The 26,636-nt window shown below is 37.9% G+C and carries 21 protein-coding genes and 1 pseudogene; 16 read left to right on the forward strand and 6 right to left on the reverse strand.

What is annotated here, in order from left to right:
- The first annotated feature begins 193 nt into the window (after nucleotides 1-193).
- From PQ460_RS12445 to PQ460_RS12455, 3 genes are all read left to right on the forward strand, one after another.
- On the forward strand, nucleotides 194-1,549 hold the full coding sequence (locus PQ460_RS12445) for a glucoamylase family protein (RefSeq protein WP_274169962.1): 1,356 nt from the start codon (nucleotides 194-196) through the stop codon (nucleotides 1,547-1,549).
- 132 nt (nucleotides 1,550-1,681) lie between these two features.
- Nucleotides 1,682-2,149, forward strand: a complete 468-nt coding sequence (locus PQ460_RS12450; RefSeq protein ID WP_274169963.1) for a coagulation factor 5/8 type-like protein — start codon at nucleotides 1,682-1,684, stop codon at nucleotides 2,147-2,149.
- A gap of 34 nt (nucleotides 2,150-2,183) precedes the next feature.
- Nucleotides 2,184-2,549 carry an SH3 domain-containing protein gene (locus PQ460_RS12455; protein WP_274169964.1) on the forward strand — a complete coding sequence of 122 codons (366 nt, stop codon included), beginning with the start codon at nucleotides 2,184-2,186 and terminating at the stop codon, nucleotides 2,547-2,549.
- A gap of 156 nt (nucleotides 2,550-2,705) precedes the next feature.
- Here PQ460_RS12455 and PQ460_RS12460 read toward each other — a convergent pair whose 3' ends face one another.
- A complete protein-coding gene (locus PQ460_RS12460) occupies nucleotides 2,706-3,323 on the reverse strand; it encodes a TetR/AcrR family transcriptional regulator (protein WP_274169965.1) in 618 nt (205 codons plus the stop codon).
- A 140-nt stretch (nucleotides 3,324-3,463) separates the two neighbouring features.
- A complete protein-coding gene (locus PQ460_RS12465; RefSeq protein WP_273612359.1) occupies nucleotides 3,464-4,222 on the reverse strand; it encodes an SDR family oxidoreductase in 759 nt (252 codons plus the stop codon).
- 506 nt (nucleotides 4,223-4,728) lie between these two features.
- Here PQ460_RS12465 and PQ460_RS12470 point away from each other — a divergent pair.
- Nucleotides 4,729-9,492: an S-layer homology domain-containing protein gene (locus PQ460_RS12470; protein WP_274169966.1), complete on the forward strand. Its 4,764-nt coding sequence runs from the start codon at nucleotides 4,729-4,731 to the stop codon at nucleotides 9,490-9,492.
- A gap of 228 nt (nucleotides 9,493-9,720) precedes the next feature.
- Here PQ460_RS12470 and PQ460_RS12475 read toward each other — a convergent pair whose 3' ends face one another.
- Nucleotides 9,721-10,377, reverse strand: coding sequence for a TetR/AcrR family transcriptional regulator (locus PQ460_RS12475; RefSeq protein ID WP_274169967.1), 657 nt, complete (start codon nucleotides 10,375-10,377; stop codon nucleotides 9,721-9,723).
- A 191-nt stretch (nucleotides 10,378-10,568) separates the two neighbouring features.
- On the opposite strand from PQ460_RS12475, the gene PQ460_RS12480 reads away from it, so the two are divergent.
- Nucleotides 10,569-11,306 carry an SDR family oxidoreductase gene (locus PQ460_RS12480; RefSeq protein WP_274169968.1) on the forward strand — a complete coding sequence of 246 codons (738 nt, stop codon included), beginning with the start codon at nucleotides 10,569-10,571 and terminating at the stop codon, nucleotides 11,304-11,306.
- A 206-nt stretch (nucleotides 11,307-11,512) separates the two neighbouring features.
- Entirely contained in the window at nucleotides 11,513-12,433 is a 921-nt protein-coding gene (locus tag PQ460_RS12485; RefSeq protein ID WP_274169969.1) for an oxidoreductase, read from the forward strand.
- 406 nt (nucleotides 12,434-12,839) lie between these two features.
- Here the strand turns inward: PQ460_RS12485 and PQ460_RS12490 are convergent, their stop codons facing one another.
- A complete protein-coding gene (locus PQ460_RS12490) occupies nucleotides 12,840-13,499 on the reverse strand; it encodes a helix-turn-helix transcriptional regulator (protein WP_274169970.1) in 660 nt (219 codons plus the stop codon).
- A 320-nt stretch (nucleotides 13,500-13,819) separates the two neighbouring features.
- Here PQ460_RS12490 and murB point away from each other — a divergent pair, with 320 nt between their 5' ends.
- From murB to PQ460_RS12515, 5 genes are all read left to right on the forward strand, one after another.
- On the forward strand, nucleotides 13,820-14,710 hold the full coding sequence (gene murB / locus PQ460_RS12495) for a UDP-N-acetylmuramate dehydrogenase (protein WP_274169971.1): 891 nt from the start codon (nucleotides 13,820-13,822) through the stop codon (nucleotides 14,708-14,710).
- Between the two features lie 271 nt (nucleotides 14,711-14,981).
- Nucleotides 14,982-16,322, forward strand: coding sequence for an MFS transporter (locus PQ460_RS12500; RefSeq protein ID WP_274169972.1), 1,341 nt, complete (start codon nucleotides 14,982-14,984; stop codon nucleotides 16,320-16,322).
- Nucleotides 16,323-16,411: 89 nt separating this feature from the next.
- Complete coding sequence (locus tag PQ460_RS12505; protein WP_274172928.1) at nucleotides 16,412-17,659, forward strand: macrolide family glycosyltransferase; 1,248 nt, start codon at nucleotides 16,412-16,414, stop codon at nucleotides 17,657-17,659.
- Between the two features lie 99 nt (nucleotides 17,660-17,758).
- Entirely contained in the window at nucleotides 17,759-18,403 is a 645-nt protein-coding gene (locus tag PQ460_RS12510; protein ID WP_274169973.1) for a sugar O-acetyltransferase, read from the forward strand.
- A 164-nt stretch (nucleotides 18,404-18,567) separates the two neighbouring features.
- Complete coding sequence (locus tag PQ460_RS12515) at nucleotides 18,568-19,290, forward strand: hypothetical protein (RefSeq protein WP_274169974.1); 723 nt, start codon at nucleotides 18,568-18,570, stop codon at nucleotides 19,288-19,290.
- A gap of 40 nt (nucleotides 19,291-19,330) precedes the next feature.
- On the opposite strand, the gene PQ460_RS12520 is transcribed toward PQ460_RS12515, so the two are convergent.
- A complete protein-coding gene (locus tag PQ460_RS12520; protein WP_274169975.1) occupies nucleotides 19,331-20,185 on the reverse strand; it encodes a CPBP family intramembrane glutamic endopeptidase in 855 nt (284 codons plus the stop codon).
- A 366-nt stretch (nucleotides 20,186-20,551) separates the two neighbouring features.
- On the opposite strand from PQ460_RS12520, the gene PQ460_RS12525 reads away from it, so the two are divergent.
- Nucleotides 20,552-20,977: a MarR family winged helix-turn-helix transcriptional regulator gene (locus PQ460_RS12525; protein WP_273612349.1), complete on the forward strand. Its 426-nt coding sequence runs from the start codon at nucleotides 20,552-20,554 to the stop codon at nucleotides 20,975-20,977.
- A 277-nt stretch (nucleotides 20,978-21,254) separates the two neighbouring features.
- Here PQ460_RS12525 and PQ460_RS12530 read toward each other — a convergent pair whose 3' ends face one another.
- Nucleotides 21,255-23,783: a tetratricopeptide repeat protein gene (locus PQ460_RS12530; protein ID WP_274169976.1), complete on the reverse strand. Its 2,529-nt coding sequence runs from the start codon at nucleotides 23,781-23,783 to the stop codon at nucleotides 21,255-21,257.
- A 123-nt stretch (nucleotides 23,784-23,906) separates the two neighbouring features.
- On the opposite strand from PQ460_RS12530, the gene PQ460_RS12535 reads away from it, so the two are divergent.
- The 4 genes and pseudogenes from PQ460_RS12535 to PQ460_RS12550 all read left to right on the forward strand — a co-directional run bounded on the left by PQ460_RS12535 (nucleotide 23,907) and on the right by PQ460_RS12550 (nucleotide 26,561).
- Nucleotides 23,907-24,290, forward strand: a complete 384-nt coding sequence (locus PQ460_RS12535) for a tautomerase family protein (RefSeq protein ID WP_274169977.1) — start codon at nucleotides 23,907-23,909, stop codon at nucleotides 24,288-24,290.
- A 33-nt stretch (nucleotides 24,291-24,323) separates the two neighbouring features.
- Nucleotides 24,324-24,959, forward strand: a pseudogene (locus PQ460_RS12540) (NAD(P)H-dependent oxidoreductase).
- 111 nt (nucleotides 24,960-25,070) lie between these two features.
- Entirely contained in the window at nucleotides 25,071-25,754 is a 684-nt protein-coding gene (locus tag PQ460_RS12545; RefSeq protein ID WP_274169978.1) for a metal-dependent hydrolase, read from the forward strand.
- Between the two features lie 327 nt (nucleotides 25,755-26,081).
- Complete coding sequence (locus tag PQ460_RS12550; RefSeq protein WP_274169979.1) at nucleotides 26,082-26,561, forward strand: GNAT family N-acetyltransferase; 480 nt, start codon at nucleotides 26,082-26,084, stop codon at nucleotides 26,559-26,561.
- Nucleotides 26,562-26,636: the final 75 nt, after the last annotated feature.

Raw genomic sequence — 26,636 nt, forward strand, 5'->3', positions numbered from 1 at the left:
ATAGAAATCAAATAAAACCGCTATAGCCATCAATAATATAGTAAAAAAGAAACGTTTCGCATCGCTAGCAGAAAAGGTATTCTGATTCTATCCTTTTAGTAAGCGTTATCAATTAATGGTTTACTGTGATGAAACATTCATGTTATTATAAATGGCGAAACGTTTCAAATTTTATTTGGAAGGAGAAAAGTAAATGAACAAAGTAAAAGTATTGAGTCTATTTGTAGCTTTTTGCCTGTTAACGGGTTTAACTTTCACTCCTATGGTTTCAGCTGCACCATCTTCAAGTAAAAAGGCTGCATTCAACACTGAATTGAAAGCGGTTGCAAAGAAAACATATGCATACTTTACAGACTATACAGATACGGTGACTGGCTTAACATACGACGAAGTTAGAACGACTGAAAAAGGAACAGAAGAAGCAAAACGGACATCACCTACTAATATCTCTATGTATATGATGAGTACTGTTTCTGCTCAGCAATTAGGTATCATTAGCAAAAAAGAAGCAGTAACACGACTGCAAACAACGCTAAATTCTCTTGAAAATATGGATAAATGGAACGGGTTATTTTACAACTGGTATAATACCGAAGACGGATCACTGAAAAAAGACTGGGGGCAATTTATTTCTCAAGTGGATAATGGCTGGATGTCAGCAGGTCTGATTGTAGTGGGTCAGGCATACCAAGAACTTCATGAGCAGACTAATCAATTAGTCAAAGCAATGAACTATACAACATTATACGATCCTGAAGTGGGTCAATTCCGCGGTGGATATGATGTAGCTAAAGGAGAACTGACAGAACATCATTATGGTTCTTTTTATACCGAGCCACGTGTAGCAAGTTATATTGCGATCGGTAAAGGCGATGTTCCCAAAGAGCATTGGTGGAAAATGTACCGCACAATGCCAGCAGAATTCGATTGGCAATCTCAAGTTCCTCAAGGCAAAACAGTCAAATACGATGGCGTAAAAGTATTTGAAGGAAGCTATGTATATAAAAATAAAAAATTTGTTCCAAGCTGGGGCGGTAGCATGTTCGAAGCACTGATGCCAGGCATGGTCATCAAAGAAAAAGAATTAGGTACCCGGGCACTTGGACTCAACAATAAACGCCATGTTCAATTACAAATTCAATATGCCAAAGATAAAGGATATGCTGCATGGGGATTCTCACCTGCTGCAACACCAACAGGATATAGTGAATTTGCAGCTACACCGCTTGGAATATCAGGATACAAAGACAGTACAACTGTAACGGCTCACGCAACATTTCTAGCCTTAGAATATGCACCTGAAGCCGCAAAAAAGAACATCAAAGCACTTCAAAAATTAAAGATGGCTGGAAAGTACGGTTTTTATGACTCTGTGAATGTGAAGACGGGTGAGCTTGCCAAAGCGTATCTTGCTCTTGATCAAGGAATGATCATGATATCTATCGCTAATTATCTACAAGATGGAGTCATTCGCGATTATTTCCACAGTGATCCTATTGGGAAGAAACCCGAAAGCTTGCTGAAGAAAGAAGTCTTTTCTATTCAATAAAAATACACAGAGTATTACAATAAGATATTCTTAAAAGTCGCTAAATAGCGGCTTTTTTTATGGCTTCTAACTATGATAATATAGTGGATGTAATACCAATACATAAACACGGGGTCAACCCAGGTGGATACAATGAGTTTAGAACATGAATTTTTTCTGATTAACAACGATTTTGATATGGACAATGTGTATGAGTGGTACAGCTCTAATCGGTATACATGGACACAAAAAGCAAGTATATCTGATGATATGATTTTGTATCTAATGGATTTTTTGAACTGGATACCTACTTATAATCCTGCAACACAACAAAGTACCAGAGGATTAACGTATTATGGCTTAACTATTATATCTGCAACAGAGTCTGGAAAGTTAAAACAGCTTTTAGAAAAATGGCTTGATTTTATAGAAGAAGCCCCAGACATATTTAGTTTGAGAGGTGAGACCGTTTGGAAAGAAACAGAGCACGAAGAAGGCTACTGGGAAAGTACTAGAAATCGAGTTCTCCGCAAGACTGTGCAAAACGAATTACAATTATTAATAAATCTAGCTATTGAAGCTTATAGCAATAATAAGTCTATTCTTCACTTTGGCATTTAAATATTTTGCAATGATATGTATGGAGGTACTGAGGATGAAGCGATATCAAGTGGTTCACTCTCATTTTTCAAATTATCCAGATCCTATTGTATTGGCTAAAGGCGATACTGTCTTATATGGAAGAGAAGATACCGAATTTCCGAATTGGATTTTTTGTGAAGCTGTTCATTCTCAAAAGCGTGGTTGGGTTCCCAAGCAAATATTAAGCTCACCTGATGCAAATCAAATTTCTACCGTTTTAACAGATTATTCTGCTTATGAATTAACGGTGACTCCCGGTATGATCGTGGAGCAAGAATATGAGTTGAACGAATGGAGTTTGGTACATACGACAGACGGGGAAAAGGGTTGGGTTCCTAATAAAGTATTGATGTTAGTAGACTATTCCAAACCAAAATAAAAGCTAGATACCTGAGACAGTCTATCATTTGATAGGCTGTTTTTTGTTGAAAAAACAAATATATATGGTACAAATCAACACGAATAATAAGTAATTGGAATGCAAAAGACGAATACAAGAGCTCTCATCTTATGAGATTACTTGTATTCGTCTACTTTAGCTATCGTACTTATTGATGATCATATAAGCAGCTTCATCTGATATTTGAAAAGCCTGTTCTCGAGAGATACTGAAATCGAGTAGTAGCATTTTAGGCCATAGCACTTGTCCTGCAATTGTACTCATAAATTCGTTAGCCGCTTTTGACGCATCAGGCAAGCTAATATTACCCAGCTCAACTTCATCCAGTAAATATTGCGTCAACTTCTGATGCACAGCGCCTTCGCCCAGTTCATAATGAAAAAGACTGAGTTCGGGGAACTGCTTGGCCTCTGCAATAACAACTCGAAACAAAGGAGCCATTCCATCACGAGTCAGTACGCATGCATAGTCTCGCCCGAATTTTATTAATCCTTGCAAAGGAGAACCAAGTACTGGTGGAAGATCCCATTCAGGATCAAGCTCCCAAAAATGCTTGACGATCGTTTCGAAGATCAATTCCTTTGTTGGAAAATGATTAAATAATGTTCCGGTAGAAAGACCAGCAACTTTTGCGATCTGAGATAATGTGGTGCGTGCATATCCTTTTTCAAAAAAAAGTTCTTGCGCTGCAGCAATAACACATGCTCTTTTTTCTTCTTTTATACGTTCATGGTAAGTTGATTTTGTGCCCATATTTCCACTCCAAAGTTGGATTTAAGTCCTATCGGAGGGGTGAAACCCTCTTGTATACTATACAACAATTGAAAGTATTCTAAAAGAAAAAGCTGCTTAAGTGCCCATGAAGGGCTCTAAGCAGCATTAATTTTAACTTTTTAAAGAATCGTTTGAGCGCCATCCAGAATCAAGTCAACCCCAATAGTGAAGCGTGACTCATCTGAAGCCAGATAGACTACAGCTTTCGCAATTTCTTCAGCTGTACCTAAGCGCCCAGCTGGAATACCATCACGAATACCGTCCATTACGATGTCACGAACTTCTTCAGTAATACCCAGTTTATTTTTATCATAAAGTGGTGTATCAATTGGTCCCGGGCTCACTGTATTGAAACGAATACCATGAGACGACAATAAGTCAGAGTTCCATGCTTTGGTTAGAGTAGAAATAGCACCTTTGGTAGCTGCATAAGCGTTAGAATTTGTATACCCTGCATGAGAACTGCTTGATCCCATAAGTACAACAGAGGATGGATTCGCCATTACAGGAACTAATGCTTGCATTAAGAAAAATGGAGCTTTTACATTGATAGAGAACAAGCGATCAAAGTTAGTTTCATCGATTTGATCAAATGGACGCCAGTGGGATACACCTGCGTTTAAGAAAGCAATATCTAGCTTGCCAAAATGTTGTCCAACACGTTCAGCCAATTGACGTTGAGCGTTAAGGTCTCGAGAATCTGCTTGAAGCACAAGGACTTGATCTCCAAGTTCCTTTTGCGTTTTTTCTACGTTTTCCGGAGTTACTCCGGTAACAATCAAACTAGCACCTTCTGCTAAAAATTGCTTAGCTGTTTCCAAACCAATTCCGCTAGTGCCACCTGTAATAAGTGCTTTTTTACCATTAAGTCTACTCATGTTCAAACCTCCATTGCAAATTACTTACATGGATAAATATAAGGTAAGATTAATACAAAGTCAAGTAACTCAACTTTATATTTTTTTGGTATTGATAAGAAGCTTATTAAAACAGCAGGAATAATAAATAAAAAGATTGTTAATATGGATTGAAGAAAGAGTGATATATACTGATCGCAGATATCAATGTAATCTATATTCATAAGCGGTATTAAAAGAATTTATCAACGTACTAAGCGTAATAAAAAGAGGATGATAATTGTCTGCTACTCAACGTTCTCGTAAACATAAAAAATGTATAAAAAAATTTGCTTGAGTAAACTATTTTTATAAAATGAATAATATCAAGTTAACTTATCTATATATTTGCGAATTCTTTTTGCTTTTTCTTCAAAATGCAGTTATGATATACTCAATTAAATGAAATTACGAGGAAGCACCTCGCTTGTAGATACTCTGTATCTGCGGCGAGGTGCTTTTTTTTGTTTTATAAAGGAGCATATATTATGAAAAATTCTAAAAAAATTATTGATCAGGAAGCAATACCAACTATTTATAATGAATTCCATCGCTTAGTATTTAATCGTAAACTACTTCAAACTTCGTTAAGTATTCTTATTTTAACATCTGTATTCGGGCCAATCCCAAGTGTTCATGCTGCAAACGTGACAGCCGATATCACATCTGCAAAAGCCAGCAATAACTCGGTTTCATTGAACTTTTCTGTAATTATGCCAGATAGTGAGGTGCTGTATAAAACTAACTTTGAATCCAACCAATTTTCTACCTATTACGGTGGTAGCGGTAACCAGGGCAATCAATCCTATGTCTCTACAGATAAAGGTACTTCATTACAAATTGCAGACACGATCACTAACCGTAAAGGTAATGCATATGGATACCCTAGTACATCTAGCGATACAAGCTTGGCTAGAACTTCTATCGCAAGTCTGCAACAAGGAGCACGACTTCAAGCTCAATATGATATGCGTTCTTTATCTGGATCAACCAATCAAAGCGCTGTTCAATTTAGTGATATTCGCGGTAAAAAAGGGCTCCAATTAACAGATGATAGTGGAAAGATTGTCCGCTTTAGAAATACCACATCTATTGTTCCAGGCAAGCCAGCAAATACGCCTCAAATTATTCCTGTATATGTGGATGGAGGGACTCCCAATTGGCCTGATGGAAAATTTCTAACGATACTTAGTTCCGCCAATACCGATTGGCACTGGGCAGTTGCTTATTATAAATATCAAACTGCAACCCAGTCACTGGTGCTAGACTCTTCGAATTCTTCGTTCTGGTATACAACGATAGGAGCATCAGGTATGACTAGCAATGGAGACTATACGTTTCAGCCGGGAGACTCGCTCGTTACTTTTCCGTATGGAGATTTTGGTACTGGTATGGATGATATAGGGTATCATCCAGATTGGACAACTTACAGTCGTAGCCTTGATATTCCGGCAGATACGACACAGTTTGACCTCGGTAAATACGGAGCAAATCTTAGCTTTACTTCATCTACCAACGGTATTATGCAGTTGGATGAGTTCAAAATCGGTTATGCACAAAAAGCAATTATTTACCGAAATGGTCAACAAATCTATGCTGGTTACGATTCAAATTATAACGATAATGCTGCTGTAGATATGGAGAAACCTAACAAAGTTGAAAGTCTGAACTACACATTTGCTCCTTCGCATAAAAATGTCGTTATAACATGGGCAGCACCAATAGATAATGGATCAGACTATACATACACTATTCAAGGTCAATTAAGAGACGGCTCGTTAGGTTCAGTTCAAGATCCTACTCAAGTGAAAGTCACGTCTGGCATCGCAGGATACATTGTAACTCCGGATAATAATCCTAATACAGTAATCACATCTGGATCTATAACTACTTCTGATACTCGTATGACGATAAACCCTAATGTCACTGCTCCATTTATTCATGTAGCAGCAGTTGATGGAAATGGTAATATCGGCCCAACACAAACGATCACTTTACAAGATAATAGCCAACCAGAATTGAATCTATCGCTTGCATCCCATGAATTGAATCGTTATGGAAATACGATTTATGTATCTGCTAATGATCCGGACACTTGGATTACAAAGACAACACTTCCTAATGGTCATAGTGTAGCAACAGGAGTCACTACATATGATGTGACAGAGAATGGAGATTATACATTTACTACGTATGACTGGATAGGTAATTCCTCTTCGAAAACAATCACAGTTGCGAATATTGACAAAGAAGGGCCGACAATTTCATTTACACCAGATGGCTCCGATTGGCAAGCTAATCAGGTGGATGTAGATATTCTGACTGCTGATCGATCATTACAATCTGTTCGTTATATTGTAAATCAACAGAGCACTCGTCCAGATATCAATGCGCAGTGGATCGAAGGTAACGAGAACTTTTCTCTTACATTACCATCTGAAAAACAGGGGATCTGGTATATTCATGTGCTTGCACTAGATTCAGCAGGCAATGAGTCATATGGACGCTCCAAAGAAATCAAAATTAAAGCTTTACCAGCAAAACTTGTCCATGATGATATTCAGTTAAGTTCTTCTTCATCAGGCATTATTCAAGGGATATTACCATCCAGAACAGATGAATCTTATGAAGTGATTAACCAGCAAACAGGAAATATATTAAATATACCTGCTGGTAGCAACTCATTTGTAGATACCGATCTAACGCCAGGCACTAAATATACTTATGTCATCACACCTATTAATGTATCAGGTAGAGGAGAATCTATAAGCTACAGTTATACAACAATTCCTGCCGTTACTAGAGTAGAAGGAGTCTATGCACTATCTGAGACTTCTATGCGTGTACAGCTAGAATCTGTTCCATCTGCTACGCATTATTTGTATGAACTTGCTGATCAAAATGGAGTAATCATTTCAAACGGAAGTATGAATACAAGTCATATATTCGAACAACTTACTCCTAACCATAGCTATACATTGAGTATTCATGCCGTCAATGCATCCGGTCAAAGTCTGGAGAGTCGCTATACATTTTTGACAATACCTTCGCTTGCTGGTCTACATATAGTAGGGGTTGGAACTAATTTTGCACAGCTATCATGGGACAGCGTAACAGGAGATGTTTATTATGATGTCAAACGCAATGATGAGCATATCGTGACTGTTACCAAAGAAACGTATACAACAGTTACAGATAATACTTATAACGAATACAATGTAGCTTATCCTAGTTCAAATGTTCTTTTTGCTGATCATAATCTTATGTCAGGTACACATTATAATTATGCTATTGCTGTAACCAATGCATCGGGACAAAGTAATTTTAAAAATATCTCATTATCGACATTACCTGTTGCCACAGAGTTGATAAAGAAAAATGTAACTATAGACTCTGCGTCTTATGTCTGGAGAGATGTACGAGGAGCCACAGGTTATGATATCTATCTGGACGGTATCAAAACAGCAACAACAGAACATCCAGGTTATGAATTTTCTGGACTAGATGCAGGTAGTGTACATGTAGTTTCTGTTGTTCCTTTTAACGATTTTGGTACAGGGGAAGCTGTGGATACGACTTTTATCACTTTGCCTGAATCTATTCATCAAGATTTGCGCATAGAAGATATTGCTTATACTTCAGCACAACTAAAGTTTAGCCCTGTAAAGGGAGCTTCAAGTTATATAGCGATCATCAATGGAAAAGAATATACCAGTTCAACTTCAACGATTGATTTAAATGGTCTAACCGCCGGTAAGATATATTCGGTACATGTGTATGCTGTCAATGAAAGTGGAAAGTCTGCTGTACAATCTCTTCAATTTCAGACTATACCGCTTGCTCCTAAATCGGGACACGTACACTCCAATACAAATGTTGATTTTCAATTAGCATTTTCACCTTCTGAAGGTGCTCTGTATTATCGTATTTATGATACACATGGGAAATTGATCCAAACAACCAGTGAATTACATGTAAACTTGTCTAGCCCGGGTGCTGGCATTTTATCTTCTTTTGGTATTGCGGCTGTAGGCAAAAATGGCGAAAGTCCTGAGCGCTTATGGATACAATATCAAGGAGCACCTATTCCATCTCAAGCCGATGTGCTCAATATTTTAGATCTACAGTCTGATTCTGTTACGATCGGGTGGGAGTCTTTTAAAGGGGCAACATCTTATCTTGTGTACGATGGTAATCAACTGATTCACACTACCGAAGACAATCAGGTACGTATAGATCATTTATCAAGTAGTACAACATATAATGATTTTGGAATTCGTGCAGTGAATTCATCTGGAATTATGGGAGACTTGTATAAGTTATCATTTGAAACGAATCCTTTTTCAGGGTTCCAACTCGATACAACAGATATCACTACATCTTCGGCAATTGTACATGCGCTAAATGGCAGCGATTTAGATCTATTTGTTTTTGCAGATGATAAAAATGAGCTTCAGCGATCATCATCGTCAACACTTGAACTTAACAATTTGTCAGATGCACATCGATATACAATAAAGATATGGACTGAAAATTCATCTGGGATTCGATCAGAAGTGAAAAGTATAACGTTTAAAACAAAAGACAAACCAGTAGGAAATGTGCCTTCGACGATTTTGAACCCGGCAGTGACGATAGACCAGCATAATCCTGATAAAATAGAAGATGATCATAATACATTATCTGTGCGCCCCATTGCTAACGATGATGATCTAGCTAATCGATTTATTGATGTGAAGTCACGGTATTCAGAGAGTGCTATCAATGATCTAGCTGACCGCGGCATTGTAAATGGTGATCAATCAGGTAAGTTCAACCCTACAGCAGGTATTACAAGAGCAGAATTTGTAAGTATGTTACTTCGCGCCAGAAATGAACAGCTTGAAGTTGCAACTACTTCTCTGCCAACATCCAATACATTTAGTGATATAAGCGAAAAATGGTATACCGCAAATATAGTGAAAGCAACTGAAATGAATTACATTTCAGGTTATCCAGACGGAACTTTTAAACCAGATCGAATCATAACAAGAGCAGAAGCGGCTACAATTCTGCAAAGTGTTATAAAGCAACAAGGAAATGCTGTATATCAGTTTACTGATAACACAAAGATCCCTTCATGGGCAAAAACAGCGATAAATACATTAGGCGGAGAACTCTTTATTGGTTATGAGAATGGTCAATTCAAGCCTAAGCAGAAGATTACCAAAGAAGAAACAGCTGTGGTGATTTATAGATTATTAAACAAATGAAAAAAAGGTGCTGCACATGACGTGTAGCACCTTTTTTTATACTCGATTACTTTTAAAAACAAAGCTTTTCAAAGATGAACAATGCTACTGATATTCCTGATCTTCATAATATGGATTCTCCTACTAAACTGTCCAGAAAATCAAGTATCCTTTATTCATCGTCTATCGGTATTACCAAGTCGTAGAAGCCTTCAATCTTTATGATAGGCTATTGTGGTTCGTTATATCTTATAAATTCCTCGAATTTTTAGCTACAAAAGAACGTATTAGCTCTTCGATCGGTGAATCATCCATTGTGTTTACATGCTTTTCACAAATTAATTTCCTCTTTTGCATCTGGTAGTAATCAAGCAGTGTCTGCTCTAAAGGTAACCCATGTTGAACAAGAAACGATGGATCAAGTATTCGGCGCAAGATCAGTTCATCGTCCAATATAAAAATTGCAGAGTTTACAGGATAAAAAATCCCTTGTTCCGCTCCCAAACGATACAGTTCATCTAACTGTTTAAAACGAAATTGCTGTGCATCAACAATTTCTTCATACAACCGCGGATTATAAGTTTTAAAATCGTTGAAAAAATGTTCTGGAAAATAGTAATTAATCATTAAAGATTGCTCAAATGACTTTTGATATCTTTCTAGGATCGCCTCATTCTCATCAGCAGAAGATATATCCATATTACGGATATAATCTGTGTAGTTTGAGATAACCAGGGATAATATTTCTTCTTTGGAAGAAAAATATTTATACATTGTTACTTTGCTTACATCCATAAATTTAGCCATATCTTCAGCTCGCATCGAAATAAGGCTATCTTTACGAGTACGCGTAACAAGTCGATATATCATTTCTTTACTTGTTTTATCACGTTGATCTTCGTTCATAATTCCTCCCCCTTAGCTAGCCTATATTATATCAGAATATACATTTAAATTACTATAAAAACCAAGTTAACTATTTTTGTTGATTTAGTTAACTTGGTATGATAATATAATCTTTGTTAACGAAACACTCTTCATATTTGAGTGTGTTATTCAAAAAAATAAAATCAAACAAAACTCAGGAGGTACGAAATATGGAAAGAAAAGTGGCTATTATAACAGGTGCAAGTAGTGGAATTGGGGAAGCAACAGCAAGAGAACTAGCGAGTAACGGAATAAAAGTTATGCTTGCAGCACGCCGGGAAGACCGATTAATTCAACTGAAAAAAGAAATTGAAGCTGCTGGGGGACAGGCAGAGTATCGAGTTACAGACGTAACCTCTCAAGCAGATATGGAATCACTTGCACAAGCTACCCTTGAAACTTACGGTAAAATCGATATTTTGATTAATAATGCTGGTATCGCACAAGTTTCTTTTATAAGAAACCGGAAAGTAGAAGAGTGGGATCGAATGATTGACGTGAATATTAAAGGTGTCTTATACGGAATCGCTGCTGTCTTTCCACATATGGAAGAACGAAATGAAGGACATATTATCAACGTTGCTTCAGTGGCAGGGCATGAAATTTATCCAAGCACCGCAGTATACTCCGGTACAAAATTTGCAGTTCGTGCTATTACAGAAGGCTTACGAAAAGAGTTGCGACCTGATCAAAATATTCGTACAACGATTATTTCTCCCGGTAATGTAGCTACTGAGTTAACGCACACGATAACAGACCAAGATGTGTTTTCGTTAGAGTCTGAATTTGCTAACTTAACCCCTCTACAAGGAGAAGATATTGCAGCAGCAATCCGATACGCAATTGAACAACCATCATCTGTGACAGTAAAAGAAATGATCGTTATGCCTACTTCTCAGCGATCTTAAAAGAATCTGCTAGAGCAAGAAAAATATTTTCATCTTTATCAGAAGAGAAGGTATTCTATCAGAACTTAGATAGATAGCTAACTAGTTAAGCTCTACGGCAGAATGTCCAAGAAAGCTATATCCCCACTGTTAAAATAACGATGTTTATGATGCTATAAATTCAATCAGATCAGATTGTGTAAGTCAGCGAGAGGAGCCTATTTTAAATGAGTAAAATTTGGACAACAGATGATATTCCAGATATGTCTGGGAAGGTAGTCATCGTCACAGGTGGGAATAGCGGGATCGGTTTCGAAACAGCGCTAGCATTAGCTCAAAAGAGGGCGACAGTTGTTATTGCTGTTCGCAATATGGAAAAAGGAACAGCCGCTGTAAATAAAATAAAAGCTGCCTATGTTAGTGCAAATGTCAAAGCTATGAAGCTCGATCTTAGTGATTTGATCAGTGTAAAAGCATTTGCAGCAAATTTTCTTAACAATTATAAATCTTTAGCCATTCTTATTAACAATGCAGGTATTATGTATCCTCCTTTTCATCTGACGAAAGACGGCTTTGAATCCCAATTTGGCGGGAACCATTTAGGACACTTTGCATTAACAGGATTATTGTTGCCACATTTAATTTCTACGCCAAATTCGAGAGTGATAACACAGAGTAGCTTAGTTGCTCATGATGCTCATATTAATTTTGATAATTTAGACGGTTCTAAAGGATATAGTCGTAAGTTCTATGGTCAAAGTAAACTGGCAAATCTATTGTTTGCAAAAGAATTACAAAATAAATTTCGTTCAAATCATATCAATTCAGTGAGCGTTGCTTGTCATCCCGGAATTTCGCATACCAATTTAGGCTCTTTTGGTTCAGGAAAGCAAGCCAATATATTTCTCAGAATGATTTCAAGTATGATAAGTCAACCAGCACATATGGGTGCATTGCCTGCTTTGTATAGCGCAACATCATCCACTATAAAAGGAGGAGAATATATCGCTCCTGATAGCAAAGGTGGCAAAAAAGGCTATCCAACAAATGATACGATCATTGAGAAACTGTATGACTCTAATATATCTAATAAGCTTTGGAACGTTTCTGAAGATTTAACAGATATATCTTTCAAATTTGAAAAGTGATTTGGAAATGAACGTGAAAGATGCATAAGGTAATTCTTAAAAGAGAGAGAAGAATTTATTTAACATCAGATAGAAAAGAATCAACATATTCGATGTTATTAAGCAGATTTTTTAGAGAATGGTCTAAAAGATAAAAAGTATACATCTAAATAAATAGTATCTCAATTATCAAATAACGTATTATAACAACGAGCAAAGCAGTCTGATTTTAATATGGCTGCTTTGCTCGTTGTTAATGAATAAAAAATAATATTATCAGTACATACGTTCAACAATCATGTTTTTTCATGGAGTATAAGAAAAAGGAATAGGCTGATAGCAAGAGCAGAAAAGACGTAAGACGAGTATGTAAAGAAAAGATATGCAGTAATAAAAAGAGCAATCTCCAATGAGGTTGCTCTTTTCGTTATGGCTTATTTTGTCTAACGGTGTATATGCAGTTTCTTCCTCCTGCTAAAATATACTCACTGCGTTCAATATGAACATTATTTCCTAGAACCGTTTGAAATAAATGTAACTCATTTTTGCACAATCCGGTACATACAGCAGCAGCTTCGCAGATTGGACAATGCTTCTCAATAAGTAGAAGACTGCCATCATCCTGCATCTTCACCTCGGCCATATAACCTTCGATTGTTCGAATCTCGGCAAGCTTTTCCAGTTTTTCTCGAATGTCTGATGTACCACCAAGATGCTGAAGATATTGTTCTTGCATCTTTTTATTTCGAATATCTAGTAGCTTATCCAGTCCTTCATTACCAAACGCTTCTTTCATCGAATGAATCAAGCTGACAGATAAATCTGAATAGCCATTTGGAAAAAAACGATTAGCAGCCTGAGTTAATACCCATAGCTTAGTGGGTCGACCCATAGGACGAGCTTCTTCCACATGGGTAACTAACCCTTCTTCTTTGAGCGCATTCAAATGTTGACGAATCGCCATTCCAGACAACGAAAAGTGAGAGGAGAGTGTTACAACATCCATTCCTCCTCGCTCTTTTAACAGATGAATGATCCCTCTTCGAGTACTTTTGGAGACATCCTTTTTAATTTGATCCCGGCTCATGGTACATCTCCTTTTAAAACAACTTAATCTATATCGCTATCTACATTTTAAACAAAAATGTTGACAAAGTCAAAATTGAACTGTAGTTTAGACTTTATAAACAAAAATGTTTACTAAGTATCCGGATACGAGGTATACATACTCATGTTGTAAAGTCACATTTGATATGATCTGATCATCACCGTATTTTCAGTCTAGTTATTTTTTATTATCTATTTTGAACTCTTCATAGGGATCGTTTTATCAGTAATAGCCTTTAGATTCGAAGGTTTATCCGTATCATCTATATTATCTCTGTGCCAACTCAAGGAGAGAATAGCATGAATCTATTTGAGAATCATATACCTTTGGAAAAAGTAAAACAAAATGAGCCTTTAAAAGATCACACGTATATACAGTTAGGTGGTAAAGCAGACATCCTTATTCATCCCACCACGAAAGACGAAATTAAAAGCATCGTTGAAATTGCAAAAAAACAGCAATTGCCGTTGACTGTTATCGGTAAAGGTTCAAATGTCATCATTAAAGACAGCGGCATAAGAGGAATCACTATTTCTTTGAGCCATTTCGATCAGATTCAAGTGAGCGGGAATAACATGGTTGCGCAAAGCGGAGCCAATATTATGGATGTCTCTAGCATAGCGTTAGATCATAGCTTAACAGGGCTGGAATTTGCATGTGGTATACCGGGTAGCACGGGAGGAGCTCTCTATATGAACGCTGGTGCTTATGGTGGTCAGATGGCTGAAGTTGTTGAGCGTGCGAGTGTTATTACCAAAGATGGAGAAGTGCTGGATATACCCCGAGCAGATATGAGACTTGGTTATCGGGACAGTATATTTAGAACAAATGACTATATCATACTTGAGGTCGAGCTGAAGCTTGCACAAGGAAATAAAGATGTCATCTCTAGTATCATGCAGGATTTGACGTTCAAACGACAATCTAAACAACCGCTGGAATATCCTTCATGTGGTAGTGTTTTTAAACGTCCAGAAGGACATTTTGTAGGAAGATTGATTCAGGATTGTAACTTGCAAGGCACGCGTATTGGAGGAGCGGAAATCTCTCTGAAGCATGCAGGTTTTATTATTAATTCAGATTATGCAACCGCTGACGATTATTTGGAGTTAATCCAGCTGATTAAACAAAAAGTATACGAGGCATTTAAGATTAATTTGGAGACAGAAGTGATTATTTTAGGAGAGTGACTTCTATTGCCTATTTTTAGGTATCGACTCGACTACTTTCAAGTCAATTATGGTAGTTTTTATGAGTAGTGGAAAGATCATTTGCATCTTTACTATGTATTAAACATTAGTTATTAAACATTTTACTTTACAAAGTAGAAAGAGTATTATGTATTCAGACCTTAAAAAAGGTTAATTTTACCAAAAATATTTTATGAGGGAGGTGTAGAAAACAAATAACAATCAGACTGGAATTTTTGATAAGCAGCACAGAGCGTTGACGATTGGTATTATGCTAGTTCTAACAACTGTAGCTTTCGAGGGACTGGCTATTACGACAATAGCAGCGAACATGGCACAAGACTTGCAAGGTATTCATTTATACGGATGGATTTTTAGCGCATTTTTATTATCTCAACTGATTGGAACACTTGTTATGGGTCAGCAGGTTGATAAGCGCGGCGTTTTTACATCTATGCTTGTGTCGTTTAGTATTTTTGTGCTCGGAACTGTAGTTGCCGCTGTTTCTTTTGATATGCATATGCTTATTGTAGCAAGAGCGCTTCAAGGTTTTGGGGCAGGAGCTTTGATCACATGTGTATATACTTGTGTAACTTTGCATTATTCAGATGCTCTTCGTACTCAAATTTTGGCGGCGTTCTCTATGGCATTTGTGTTACCTTCTTTAATTGGCCCTTACCTGGCAGGTCTTATGGCGTCGTATATATCATGGCGATTTGTTTTCTGGATTGTGTTACCTCTGATTGCATTAGCATTGAGTCTTACATTCCGCTCTTTCCGTGATCTACAGCTTCGGCAAGTACGTACAGGTATAGCGCCCAAAGCGGATTCCAAGACTCTGCATGCGATTCTACTTGCTATTGGAACAGGGTTATTACTTACAGGGCTTGGGATGATAACCGATTGGAAAGGAATAGTACTTACTTTGGGTGGCTTGTTGATCATGATCCCGCAAATGCAAAAACTACTTCCTAAAGGAACTTTTGCAGTGAAAAAAGGATTACCTGCTACATTGGTGTCCAGAGGGTTATATGTAGCTTGTTATTTTACAACAGAGAGTTTTGTAATTTTGGCATTAACTGAAGTAAAAGGGTTATCAGCAGATCTTGCTGGCCTTATTGTAGCAGCAGGTTCTTTAAGCTGGTCTGCCGCAGCGTGGTTGCAAGCCAAGCTTGATGTACGAGATCAAGGTCATGGAAGAAAGCGTAGAGTGATGAGCGGTATCGGAATTATGATCGCCGGCACTGTACTTGTAATCCTAGCCCTTATGTTATCCAATGGTGGAATTATACTCATTCTGCTCTCACAAATGATTACTGGCTTCGGTGTTGGATTGGCTAATCCTACAACTGCTGCTATTGCTTTACAACATGCAGCACCTAGACAAGAAGGAGAAATGTCTGCAAATCTGCAATTCGTCGATTCTTTCTATATGGGAGTAAGCATCGGAGTTGGTGGCGCTTTAATCGCTTTGTCAGAAACGTTACAGTGGGGCATATCTACAGGCGTGATGATAGTATTAATCCTGCAATTACTATGGGTGTTATTAAGTTTTTTAGCATCTTTACGCATCACCGAGCCTGTTCCTCAAGAACATGATCCGACTGTTTAGTCACAAGATAATATTCTTTTGTAACGTATAATATTATATTTTTTAAAATATTATGATAGCAGAAAAAATTGAATAGGGAGGTGGGCACAATAGCACGTGTATTAGTTGTCATTACTCCGGCTGAAGGTCATGTGAATCCGTCGTTAGGATTAGTTACTCAATTGATCGACAGTGGTGAGGAAGTTGTCTATGTGTGCACAGAAGAGTATCGTTCCCGAATCGAACAAACTGGCGCCCTGTTGATTACATATCCATTTCCTCAAGATGCTTTCTCTCTTGATCCTGTGTTGAAACCGCAGGAGTATACTCATCCTTATCAGTTCATTTATATGATGGTAGGCGGTATTATTCAGAGGATTATACCCGAGGTGCTACGAGTGATCGAAAATCAAAAGTTCGACTATCTGATCTTTGATTCTCTGATGGGTTGGGGAGGGACTATTCTTGCAGAAAAATTAGGAATTCCTGCAGTGTGTTCGATCGCTTCCTTTGCTTTTGTTAATCCATTAGGAGCTGGAGAAGGTATGCAGGAGATGGATACGAATACGAAAGAATTGTATGATGCTACGATGAAGATAACGAGTACGTTAGCGCGAGAATTTCAAGTGAGTATTCCCGCTATAGAAGAAATTCCAGTTCATGCAGGGGAGTTAAAGCTTGTGTATACCAGTCGTTATTTTCAGCCACAAGCAGAGCAACTGGACGATCGGTTTATTTTTACAGGTCCTTCGATCATTGCACGTCAAGATGCTCAGACTTTTTCATTCGAGCGGCTTCGTGAACGTTATCCGCAAACGGTGTATATTGCTATGGGTACTATTTTAAATAAAAACTTGGATTTTTATCAGCTTTGCTTTGAAGCATTTGGCGATCTGCCGGTGAATGTAGTTCTATCGTCAGGAAAATATACAGATATGGAACCTTTGGCTGATCAAATTCCTTCTAATTTTATCGTGATGCCATATATTGCACAGTTGGAGATGCTACAGCATACAGATGTTTTTATTACCCATGCCGGAATGAACAGTACAAGTGAAGCGCTCTATTATAATGTTCCATTAATGATGATTCCTCTAACATCGGATCAGCCACTTGTAGCTAATCGAGTACAGGAGTTAGGGGCAGGTATCACTTTAAATAAATATCAGCTTAGTGTAGCTGTTATGAGAGAAGCATTATTAGAAGTGCTAAGCAATCCATCTTATAAACAGCAGGCTTGTATTATCGGCGAATCTTTACGACAGGCGGGTGGTTATAAACGGGCTGCTGAAATGATTATGAGTCATATGGCTTCCATTGATCGTAATGTCTCCAATACTAAGTTATTTAATAAATAAGTTTCCCATCAATAAGGAATTTTAATTTAGAATAAGATTTGTTAGTAATTGAAACTCAAGCAACAGTAGGATGTAAGTACTTTTAAAGGGAGGTATGATATGAGCGAAGAACAACGTATTTTTGATGGATTATTGTTTAATCCAGGTCATCCTGATCTCAAAAAAATTAAATTGAATGCTCATAAACTTAGCCAACAGTATAGCAACACCTATGAAGATCAAGTAGAAGAACGTGAAGCCTTGCTAAGCGAACTGATCGGTGGTAAAGGAGAAAGATGTTTCTTGCAAGGACCTATCTTTTTTCATTATGGTCTTCATACTGAAATAGGTGATCACTTTTTTGCTAATTATAATCTTACGGTTCAAGATGATGCGAAAGTAAAGATTGGCAATCATGCTAGTTTTGGACCGAATGTTACTATCGTTACACCTGTTCATCCATTTATAGCTTCCGAGCGTCGCCAGATGATCGATCAACATCAAGAGCCAAATTCTTTATGCTATGCCAAACCAGTTACTATTGGAAATGATGTATGGCTGTCTGCTAATGTGACAGTATGCGGTGGTGTGACGATTGGAGATGGATGTGTTATTGGTGCAGGTAGTGTGGTCACTCAAGATATTCCAGCAAATTCTTTTGCAGCAGGAGTTCCTTGCAAGGTAATTAGACCGATTACAGAGTTAGACAGTATGCGTTTTAAACCAGAAATATTAGCTGATTGTAGTATCTTAGATAATGAATAAAGGTTAAAACTTTGAGAGTTGTTCTTTTGTTAAGAACAACTCTTTTATTTTGCTGTATACTGTTCACTATATAGACTTACAATAATCTTCTTAAAATTCCATATTATATATAATTAAATTGAAATAATGATAAGAAGGAGAGGTTTTTTATCAAAAAAAATATATTGTTATGGGTTTCATCAATATGTTTATTTAGTATAATCATAAGTTGCAATAGTGAGGGGAAAATAAAGCAAACTAAGCTTGATTCCAGCACTTCAATTGCTAAATATCAAAATGTTTCTGTAGACAACTCTACCTCGTTTTCTAAAACTGAACTAAGTGACTCTATTGCTGTTGATTCTGCAGTTAATGAACAATCAATTCGTGCAGAACAAAAAACAGATAAAGGAACTTTATTGATGGTTTCAAATGGTCGAGAAGAGAAAGGTCATTTACTTGTATCAAGCGTATGGGGACAAGAAGGAGATTACACCTCCCAAAGCAATTATTCAGTTGTATACAGACAAGAAGAAAAAGAGAAGGTTTTATTAGTTCTTCCAGCCTTTCAATATGTTCAACCAACGCAAAAAAATCTTACATTTAAGCATATAAGCTTTCATTCTGCTGATATTTACATTCTTACTCCGCAATACCAAACAGGATATGGAGCAGAAAGTTATTTATTTGCTATTGATAAACAGAGCGGAGATGCATTTCATTTAGAGATTAATAAAAATGGAATAGTTTCTAAAACCCTTATCTATTCTGACACTACATCGCTACCAGCTGTTGAGAAAGAAACACTTGTCATTCATCCATCTGTTAGAGCAGGTACATCAGAACAAGATGCTAAGGATATTCATTACAGACTCGATTTGAAAAATGAGCAATTAATTGCTGAATAAACAGTACTTTGTTATGACAATACCATATTGCATATTGATTTCAGTGAGGGCGATACATAAAATCGGATTTTCTCGAAAACATCCATGCTGACAAAAACAGTACAAGTGCAACTAATATGCCCGACTCACCTGTCCATAAATAGGCATTTTCGCCTTTGGTAGCTGTATCAAATGAATCTTGAATCACAGCGTTCCATGAAGCATGAAGCAAGATCGCTGGCCAGATGCTTCCAGTACTTAAGCGGAGATGGCTAATAATAAAATTGAATGAACTAATCGTAATCATAAACAAGATGATAGATAATACTAATGAAGGGCCAGAGTAATAACTGCCTAATAAAATAGCAGGAAGATGCCAAACGCCCCAAATCAGCCCTCCTGTTAAAATTGGCTTCGGCACGCCTGCTGTTATTAATCGGTTGAGCATATAACCTCTCCAGCCTAACTCTTCACCTGCACTGCTGATCACACCGAGTAATGTCCCTACAAACATCTGATAAACAATACTTACCACCAAAGGCCACATGTATGAGCTGTCAGTATGTACGAAATCAACCAAGCCTGTTATCCATGCCAAACCATACGCTAATGTTCCAATAATCACTGGAAAAAGCAATACAAATGGGATTGATTTAAAAGCTAATTTTCCTCGAAAGCGAAATGAAATATCTGCAAATCCTTCACGTAACAAAAGACGAGTCAAGAAAGAGGACAATCCTGGTGACCACATAAGTAGAAGTCCAAATATAGGTGATACATGAATCGCAAGTACATAGCTAAGGAATGTGAGAGGAACCAGCCATGCGAAAAAAACAAGTAGTCCTTTTCTAGATTTCTGAACGATGCTCGGGTCTTTCTTGTTCGTTACTCTGTCATTGATTCCATAAGATTCCAAACGATTTCACTCCTTTAAAGGATCAGTGTATTTTAATAAAAGTATAGCAGTGGATGGAATTAGGAGGAATAAACCTAAGCCTAGACTCTACTTGGGGCTTTAGGCTAGTACAGAATAGAACCGAAGACCGATTACATCACCTAATGAAGTTTTAAAACAAGTTCATACCGTTCAGGGTAAATTTTTTCTATCATTGGTTAGATTTATTTCTGATTAGAAGTCGTAGGGAGGAAGAGTAAGAAAGTTATTGTACCTTCTTTGAATGAAATGGGGTTTATGTTCGCTTTCTAGGAAGTACCATTGACAGCTTAAAAACGACTATGATATATTTAGCGTGCTAAATATATTTGGCTAGGAGGTTTATCTATGAAGGTTAATATTGACTGTGAAATCCGTGGATCTTTGGATAAGGTTTCCTCCCAGACGCGTCGGGATTATAGTGAAAGTCTTAGAGAACTTAATTTATACGTAGGTCAAGATAATCTACTTGCGCGTTTGTGGTTGGGTGATGGAATAACACAAATGCAACTATGTGAACATTTAAGATGCGAACCGCCTACAGTTACAAATATGGTTAAAACGCTAGAGCAAAATGGTGTCATATACCGTAAACGTGATGAAGAAGACGCGAGAGTTATGCGAATATATCTAACGAGCAAAGGTAAAGAATTAGAAGAGCCAGTTAGATTAAAATGGAAAAGACAACAAGATAAATTACTTCAGTCCATATCAGATGAAGAACGTCTCATACTACGGGATTTATTAAAACGCATGGAAAATAACTTGCACTAAGTTATTTTCTTCGATTTATAAAATGAAAACCTCCTATTTTAGAAGCATGCTGGAATTATTGCTCTTATAGGAGGTTTTATTATGATTTTAGGTGAACTTTAGAAACAATGTGAAGCAGATAAAAAAATTCAACGGTTTAGACCAAATATATTGCGTGAGCCAAAAACAAATAGGTAAGTACCTAAATTAAAAATACTCGCCTCAACTATAAGCAAAGTGGCTGACCGTTTTCCGAAAATCAAAACGAAAACGGTCGGCTCTTGTTACTGTTTATCGTCTAAATCTCTAGTGAATACGCAAGCGCTTGTGACCGTGTCATTGTTGCACCTTTACTCCACAATTGATGCAATTCCTGATCAGAAAAAACATGCTTAAGATCAACAATTACCTTTTCGTGCTCTGCGGGAAAATTAGGTGTATCCTCCCCGCCAGAGTTTTGACGCCCTTTCTCAGCAGCTCCGAGAAGCATTGCAGCTTCGGTAAAAGCTTTCTTGTTACATACCGCAATGGCTAATCCTTCAATACCGCGTGATAAAATCCAAGACCCTCTGTAGATCTGGCTTACAGCGATACATTTTTTAAAATATTCAATAGAAGTCGTAAGCTGCTCAAGCTTTAGAGCGGAATACCCTAGACTTTCGTACGGACCAGATACTTCCCATTGATCCTGAACCACTTCGAAGAAATGTATACTCTCATTCAGAAGTTTAGACGCCTCAAGGTAATTATTTTGTTCTAATCGGAGCTTCCCGTAAGCATGCAATGAAGAAGCTAAATTCCACAAATCATCTGTTTTTCTAGCGATATCAATGCTCATCTGTACCAATGGTTCGGCTTCTTCAAAGTTTTTCTGTTTGATGTGAAGAAATGCGAGCAAACGAAGAGAGGAGGAAAGAAGAGAACGTTCTCCCAAATCACGAGCGAGTTCCACGCTTCTGATTGTCGAATCCATCGCACCTTTAATATCTCCACGAATAAATTGAATGACACCACTTCCATGTAAGGCCTTTGCGAAATCAGTGCTAGACTGTAGTTCTTGTGTTTCGTTATGCAAAAAGCGATCCAGCCAGAACAACCCTTCCTTTAACCTGCCTTCGTGCAACCAGAACCAGTAGAGGTTCGAGACCATATGAAGTCCAAATGAATAGGCGTGGGGATTGGAGTAAGACCATTCCAGAGCAGAACGCAGATTCGCATATTCACGCCGTACTTCTTCAATACACACTTCGCGTTCGTTAGTCCTAAATTTGGGTTCCGCGCGAACCAAATATTGACTATAATAACGTGCATGTCGTTCAAAAAGCGGGTTGCTTGGATGCTTATCAGTGTCATTCTTCAACTTCTCGCCTGCGTATTCTTTGATAGCTTCCAGTAAAAAGTAGCGGATAAAACGATAATCCTCACCGATCTCGATAGATACCAGAGATTTATTCGCCAGACCTGACAACAGGTCGAGCATATCTTTGCTAGTGATGCAATTTTCCCCCTCAGGTATTCTAGAATCATCAATGCAGATTTCTTCTGCTGCCTCCAAAGTAAACCCACCTGTAAATACACTAAGCCGTCTTAATAGTAGACGTTCCTTGCTAGTCAGTAATTCATAACTCCAATCAATTGTAGATTTGAGCGTTTGATGTCGGTTCGCAGCTGTTCGTTTGCCTACTGTCAGCAACGTCAATAGATTTCCCAGACGTTCCTTGATCTGTTCCAGTGTCAGCATATTCATTCGGGCAACGGCTAGCTCAATAGCTAATGGTATTCCTTCCAGCTTCTTGCAAATAGTTCCGACAAGCCTGAGGTTCGGCAATGTATGTGGAAACTGAGGTGCAATCATAAGCGCCCGTTCCAAAAAGAGTTGTACAGCTTCAAAGGCCATAATCTCCTTTTCAGATAGTTGCTCAAGCGAATGCTCATCTGTAGGAAAAGATAACGGAGGCAACCGATAGACAGATTCCCCAGAAATATTGAGTGGTTCTCGACTGGTAACAAGGATCGTCAGTCCCGGAGCGGATGCAAGAAGTGATTCAGCCAAAGATGCACTTGCATCAATAACATGTTCGCAATTATCAAAAATAAAGAGCATTTTCTGATCGGATATGGTCTCTAGTATCGTTTGAAGCTCCGTTCTATTCTCTTGGTTCTGTAGATTTAGTGTGGATAATAGCAACTGACCCAAGTCTTGTGGATCTTTGAGAGAGCCGAATTCAAACATCCATATTCCTTGCAAATCCGGCTCCTCAAGCATCGAAGCCACCTGAACAGCAAGAGATGTTTTGCCTATTCCTCCGGGGCCCACGACAGAGACTAGAGAATGAGTATTCAGTTGTTCTTTCAAATCAGCTATAGCTAAACTTCGTCCAACGAAGAGTGTAGGGATCTTTGGCAGTCGTTGTGCTGCCGCAATTGAAGACCGTGACGCAGCCATTTGGGATTTCGGTGTGATCGCTTCTATATTAGCCAATGTGTCGAACCAGACACTATCGAAATCTGGAAACTCTCTTGAGGTCGCTGATCGTGCTTCCGAGAAGCGTTTTATAGTATTCCAAAGCTCTTCCGCCTCTTGACGCGGATCTGCTTCTAAGAGAATTCCTTCTTCGTAAAACGCTTGGATTATTCGCTTGAGACTGCCTACACTAGGAAGTCGGTCTCCATTTTCCCATTGCTGCACAGTTCGCGGATCCACACCGACCCGCTGTGCCAAGTCCACTTGCCGCATTCGCTTGGACAAACCGTACTTGGAAGGTCTAGAACGAATTTTTTTAATCCATTCATGAGGCCAATCTTTTGACAATTTCTCGTCTTCCATCCTATCACCTGAATTCCATAGTTTCCGTTTCTTTAAACGAACAAACACGAACTTATGTACATTCGTGTTCTGGATTCTAACAGATATAATTAGCCATATCAACAATAAAAGGAGATAACACACATGCCATTAACTCGTATTACCACATTAAAAGGGCGCTTCAGTGAAGAAAAAGCACTTATTGTCGAGGTTGTCTTACAGACGATTGTAGACAAGCTTCACGTTCCCCAGAACGATCGCTTTCTGATTATGGAAGAACTTGATCATGAGAATTTCAACTTTGATCGGAATTTTCTGGATATGGATAGAAGTGATGGTTTTCTTATCGTCCAGATCACTCTAAATGCCGGCCGTTCAGCTGAAGTGAAGAAAGAGTTCTATGAAGCTTTAGCTCAGCAACTACATCAGCAGTGCGATATTAGAATGGAAGATGTATTCATCAATCTGGTTGAAGTCAATAAAGAAAACTGGTCTTATGGTAACGGATTCGCTCCGTTTATTGTATAAAAAATATATTCAATTAAAGGGGAAATTTTAATTATGTCAACTCTACTTTATATTACGGCACATCCTGGTCACCTTAACGCATCTTACAGCCTTTCTGTCGGAGAACAATTCATACAAGCATACAAAGAAACCAATCCAGAAGATGAAGTAGTTCATGTAGACCTGTATCAACGCGATATTCCACAAATTGATGTTGACGTATGGGAAGCATGGGGAATCATTCAGAATGGTGGTTTATTCGATCAATTGTCTGCCGCACAACAACAAAAATTAACTCAGCTCAGTACTTTGCTGGATGAATTCATTGCTGCAGACAAGTATGTGTTTGTAACACCGATGTGAAATTTCTCTTATCCTCCTATAATGAAGGCGTATATTGATTCTTTCTGTGTTAGAGCCCAAACTTTTAAATATACAGAGAATGGTCCAGTGGGTCTGCTTAAAAATAAAAAAGCGTTCCACATCCAAGCTACTGGCGGTATTTACTCGGAAGGACCTGTAGCAGATCGGGAGAATGGTAGCCGTCATTTGAAAACCGTATTGAACTTCGTAGGTATCACCGACTTCGATAATTTGTTTATAGAAGGAGTATCCACTGCAGGAGACCGCGCTTTACAGATTAAAGCTGATGGAGTGGAGAAAGCACGCATAGCCGCCAAAACCTTTTAAGATTACATTGGACAAATTATGGGTAGCTATCCAGCAAAGTAAATGGGTATACCTTAACAGATTTTCCTCTCGCTATGCAGAAATAGCCAATTAATTAAAGGAGAAATACAAATGAAAGTATCCTATCATGGACATTCCGTTGTAAAAATTGAAACAAATGGAATTACTATTCTGATCGATCCATTTATTACAGGCAACACTACTACAGATCTGGATGCAACCACCATACAAGCAGACATCATCTTGTTAACTCACGGTCACGGTGATCATGTAGGCGATACTGTAGATATTGCGAAACGCAACAACGCATTGGTTGTTGCCTCGGCAGAGCTGGCAGATGTGATCGGCTGGGAAGGCGTGAGAACCCATGCTATGAGTATTGGTGGAGCGCACACCTTCGACTTTGGACGAGTAAAACTGACTCAGGCTTTTCATAGTTCTAGTTATATTAACCCGGAGACCCGAACCATCACCTACACAGGAATGCCTACCGGAATTCTGTTCACAGCTGAAGATAAAACGATATACCATGCAGGTGATACAGGCCTTTTCTACGATATGAAAGTGATCGGGGAACGCAACGATATTGATCTAGCTTTTCTCCCGATTGGAGACAACCATACCATGGGACCAGAAGACGCCGCTGTAGCCACAGATTGGCTTCAAGCCAAACAAGTTGTGCCGATTCACTTCAATACATTCCCATTTATTGAACAAGATCCGCAGTGCTTCGCTTCTCTGCTTAAAGAAGGAGTAGGCCTTGTACTTAAACCTGGAGAAATGATCAACCTTTAAGCCAGACATCAATAATCTATCAGCAGAAAGAAATAACGAAAATTGAATCGAGTGGATGGAGACGTTCGACAAAATTGACGTGCCAAAGTTATATTCAGTGGTTACTAGATATAAGAAACCTGAAGATGAAGATACACTCAGAATTATTAACAAGAAATAAAATTACCTCCAAGATTTCAAACGATTTAATGAGATAATGAAAACAGCACAGTAACTCTACCCAAATAAAGTTAATCGAAGTGTACTTTGAAGAGTAGCAAAATAGAGGAATTTAAAAAAAGATATATAATAGAATTCTGTTAATAAAACGTCGAGAGGAGTTACCAAATGATTACAGTTTACAATGATAGATATAAAGAAGAAGTCATTACATTAATATTGCATGTACAAAATGTCGAATATGGAGTGGGTATTAGTGTTGAAGAACAACCAGATATTCTAGATATTCATTCAAATTATATAAATGACGGCGGTAATTTTTGGATAGCCTTAAATGATAAAGAAGAGGTTATCGGTTCAATTGGTTTGCAAAAGAAAAATAAAGAGATTGCTGTATTAAAGAAATTTTTCGTTTATAAAGACTATCGAGGCAAAGAATTTGGGACAGGCAAAAAGCTCTTTGAAGCTTTAATTGATTTTGCTAAAAAACAAGGTTTTTCTAAGATCATTTTAGATACTCCATCTAAAGCGACTAGGTCGCACAGTTTCTATAAAAAGGTGGGCTTTAAAGAGACTGATAAACAGAACTTACCAATTAAATATGATTATCCTGACCGCGATTCAATTATATTTCTATTAGAACTATGACATAAAGAAAGAGAATCTCATTTTTATATCATTTAGCAGTTGGTTTATCTTAGAGGTATTTAATTATGCATTGGC

Origin of the sequence: Paenibacillus sp. KACC 21273 (assembly GCF_028736095.1) — a bacterium.
GTDB lineage: Bacteria > Bacillota > Bacilli > Paenibacillales > Paenibacillaceae > Saccharibacillus > Saccharibacillus kyungheensis.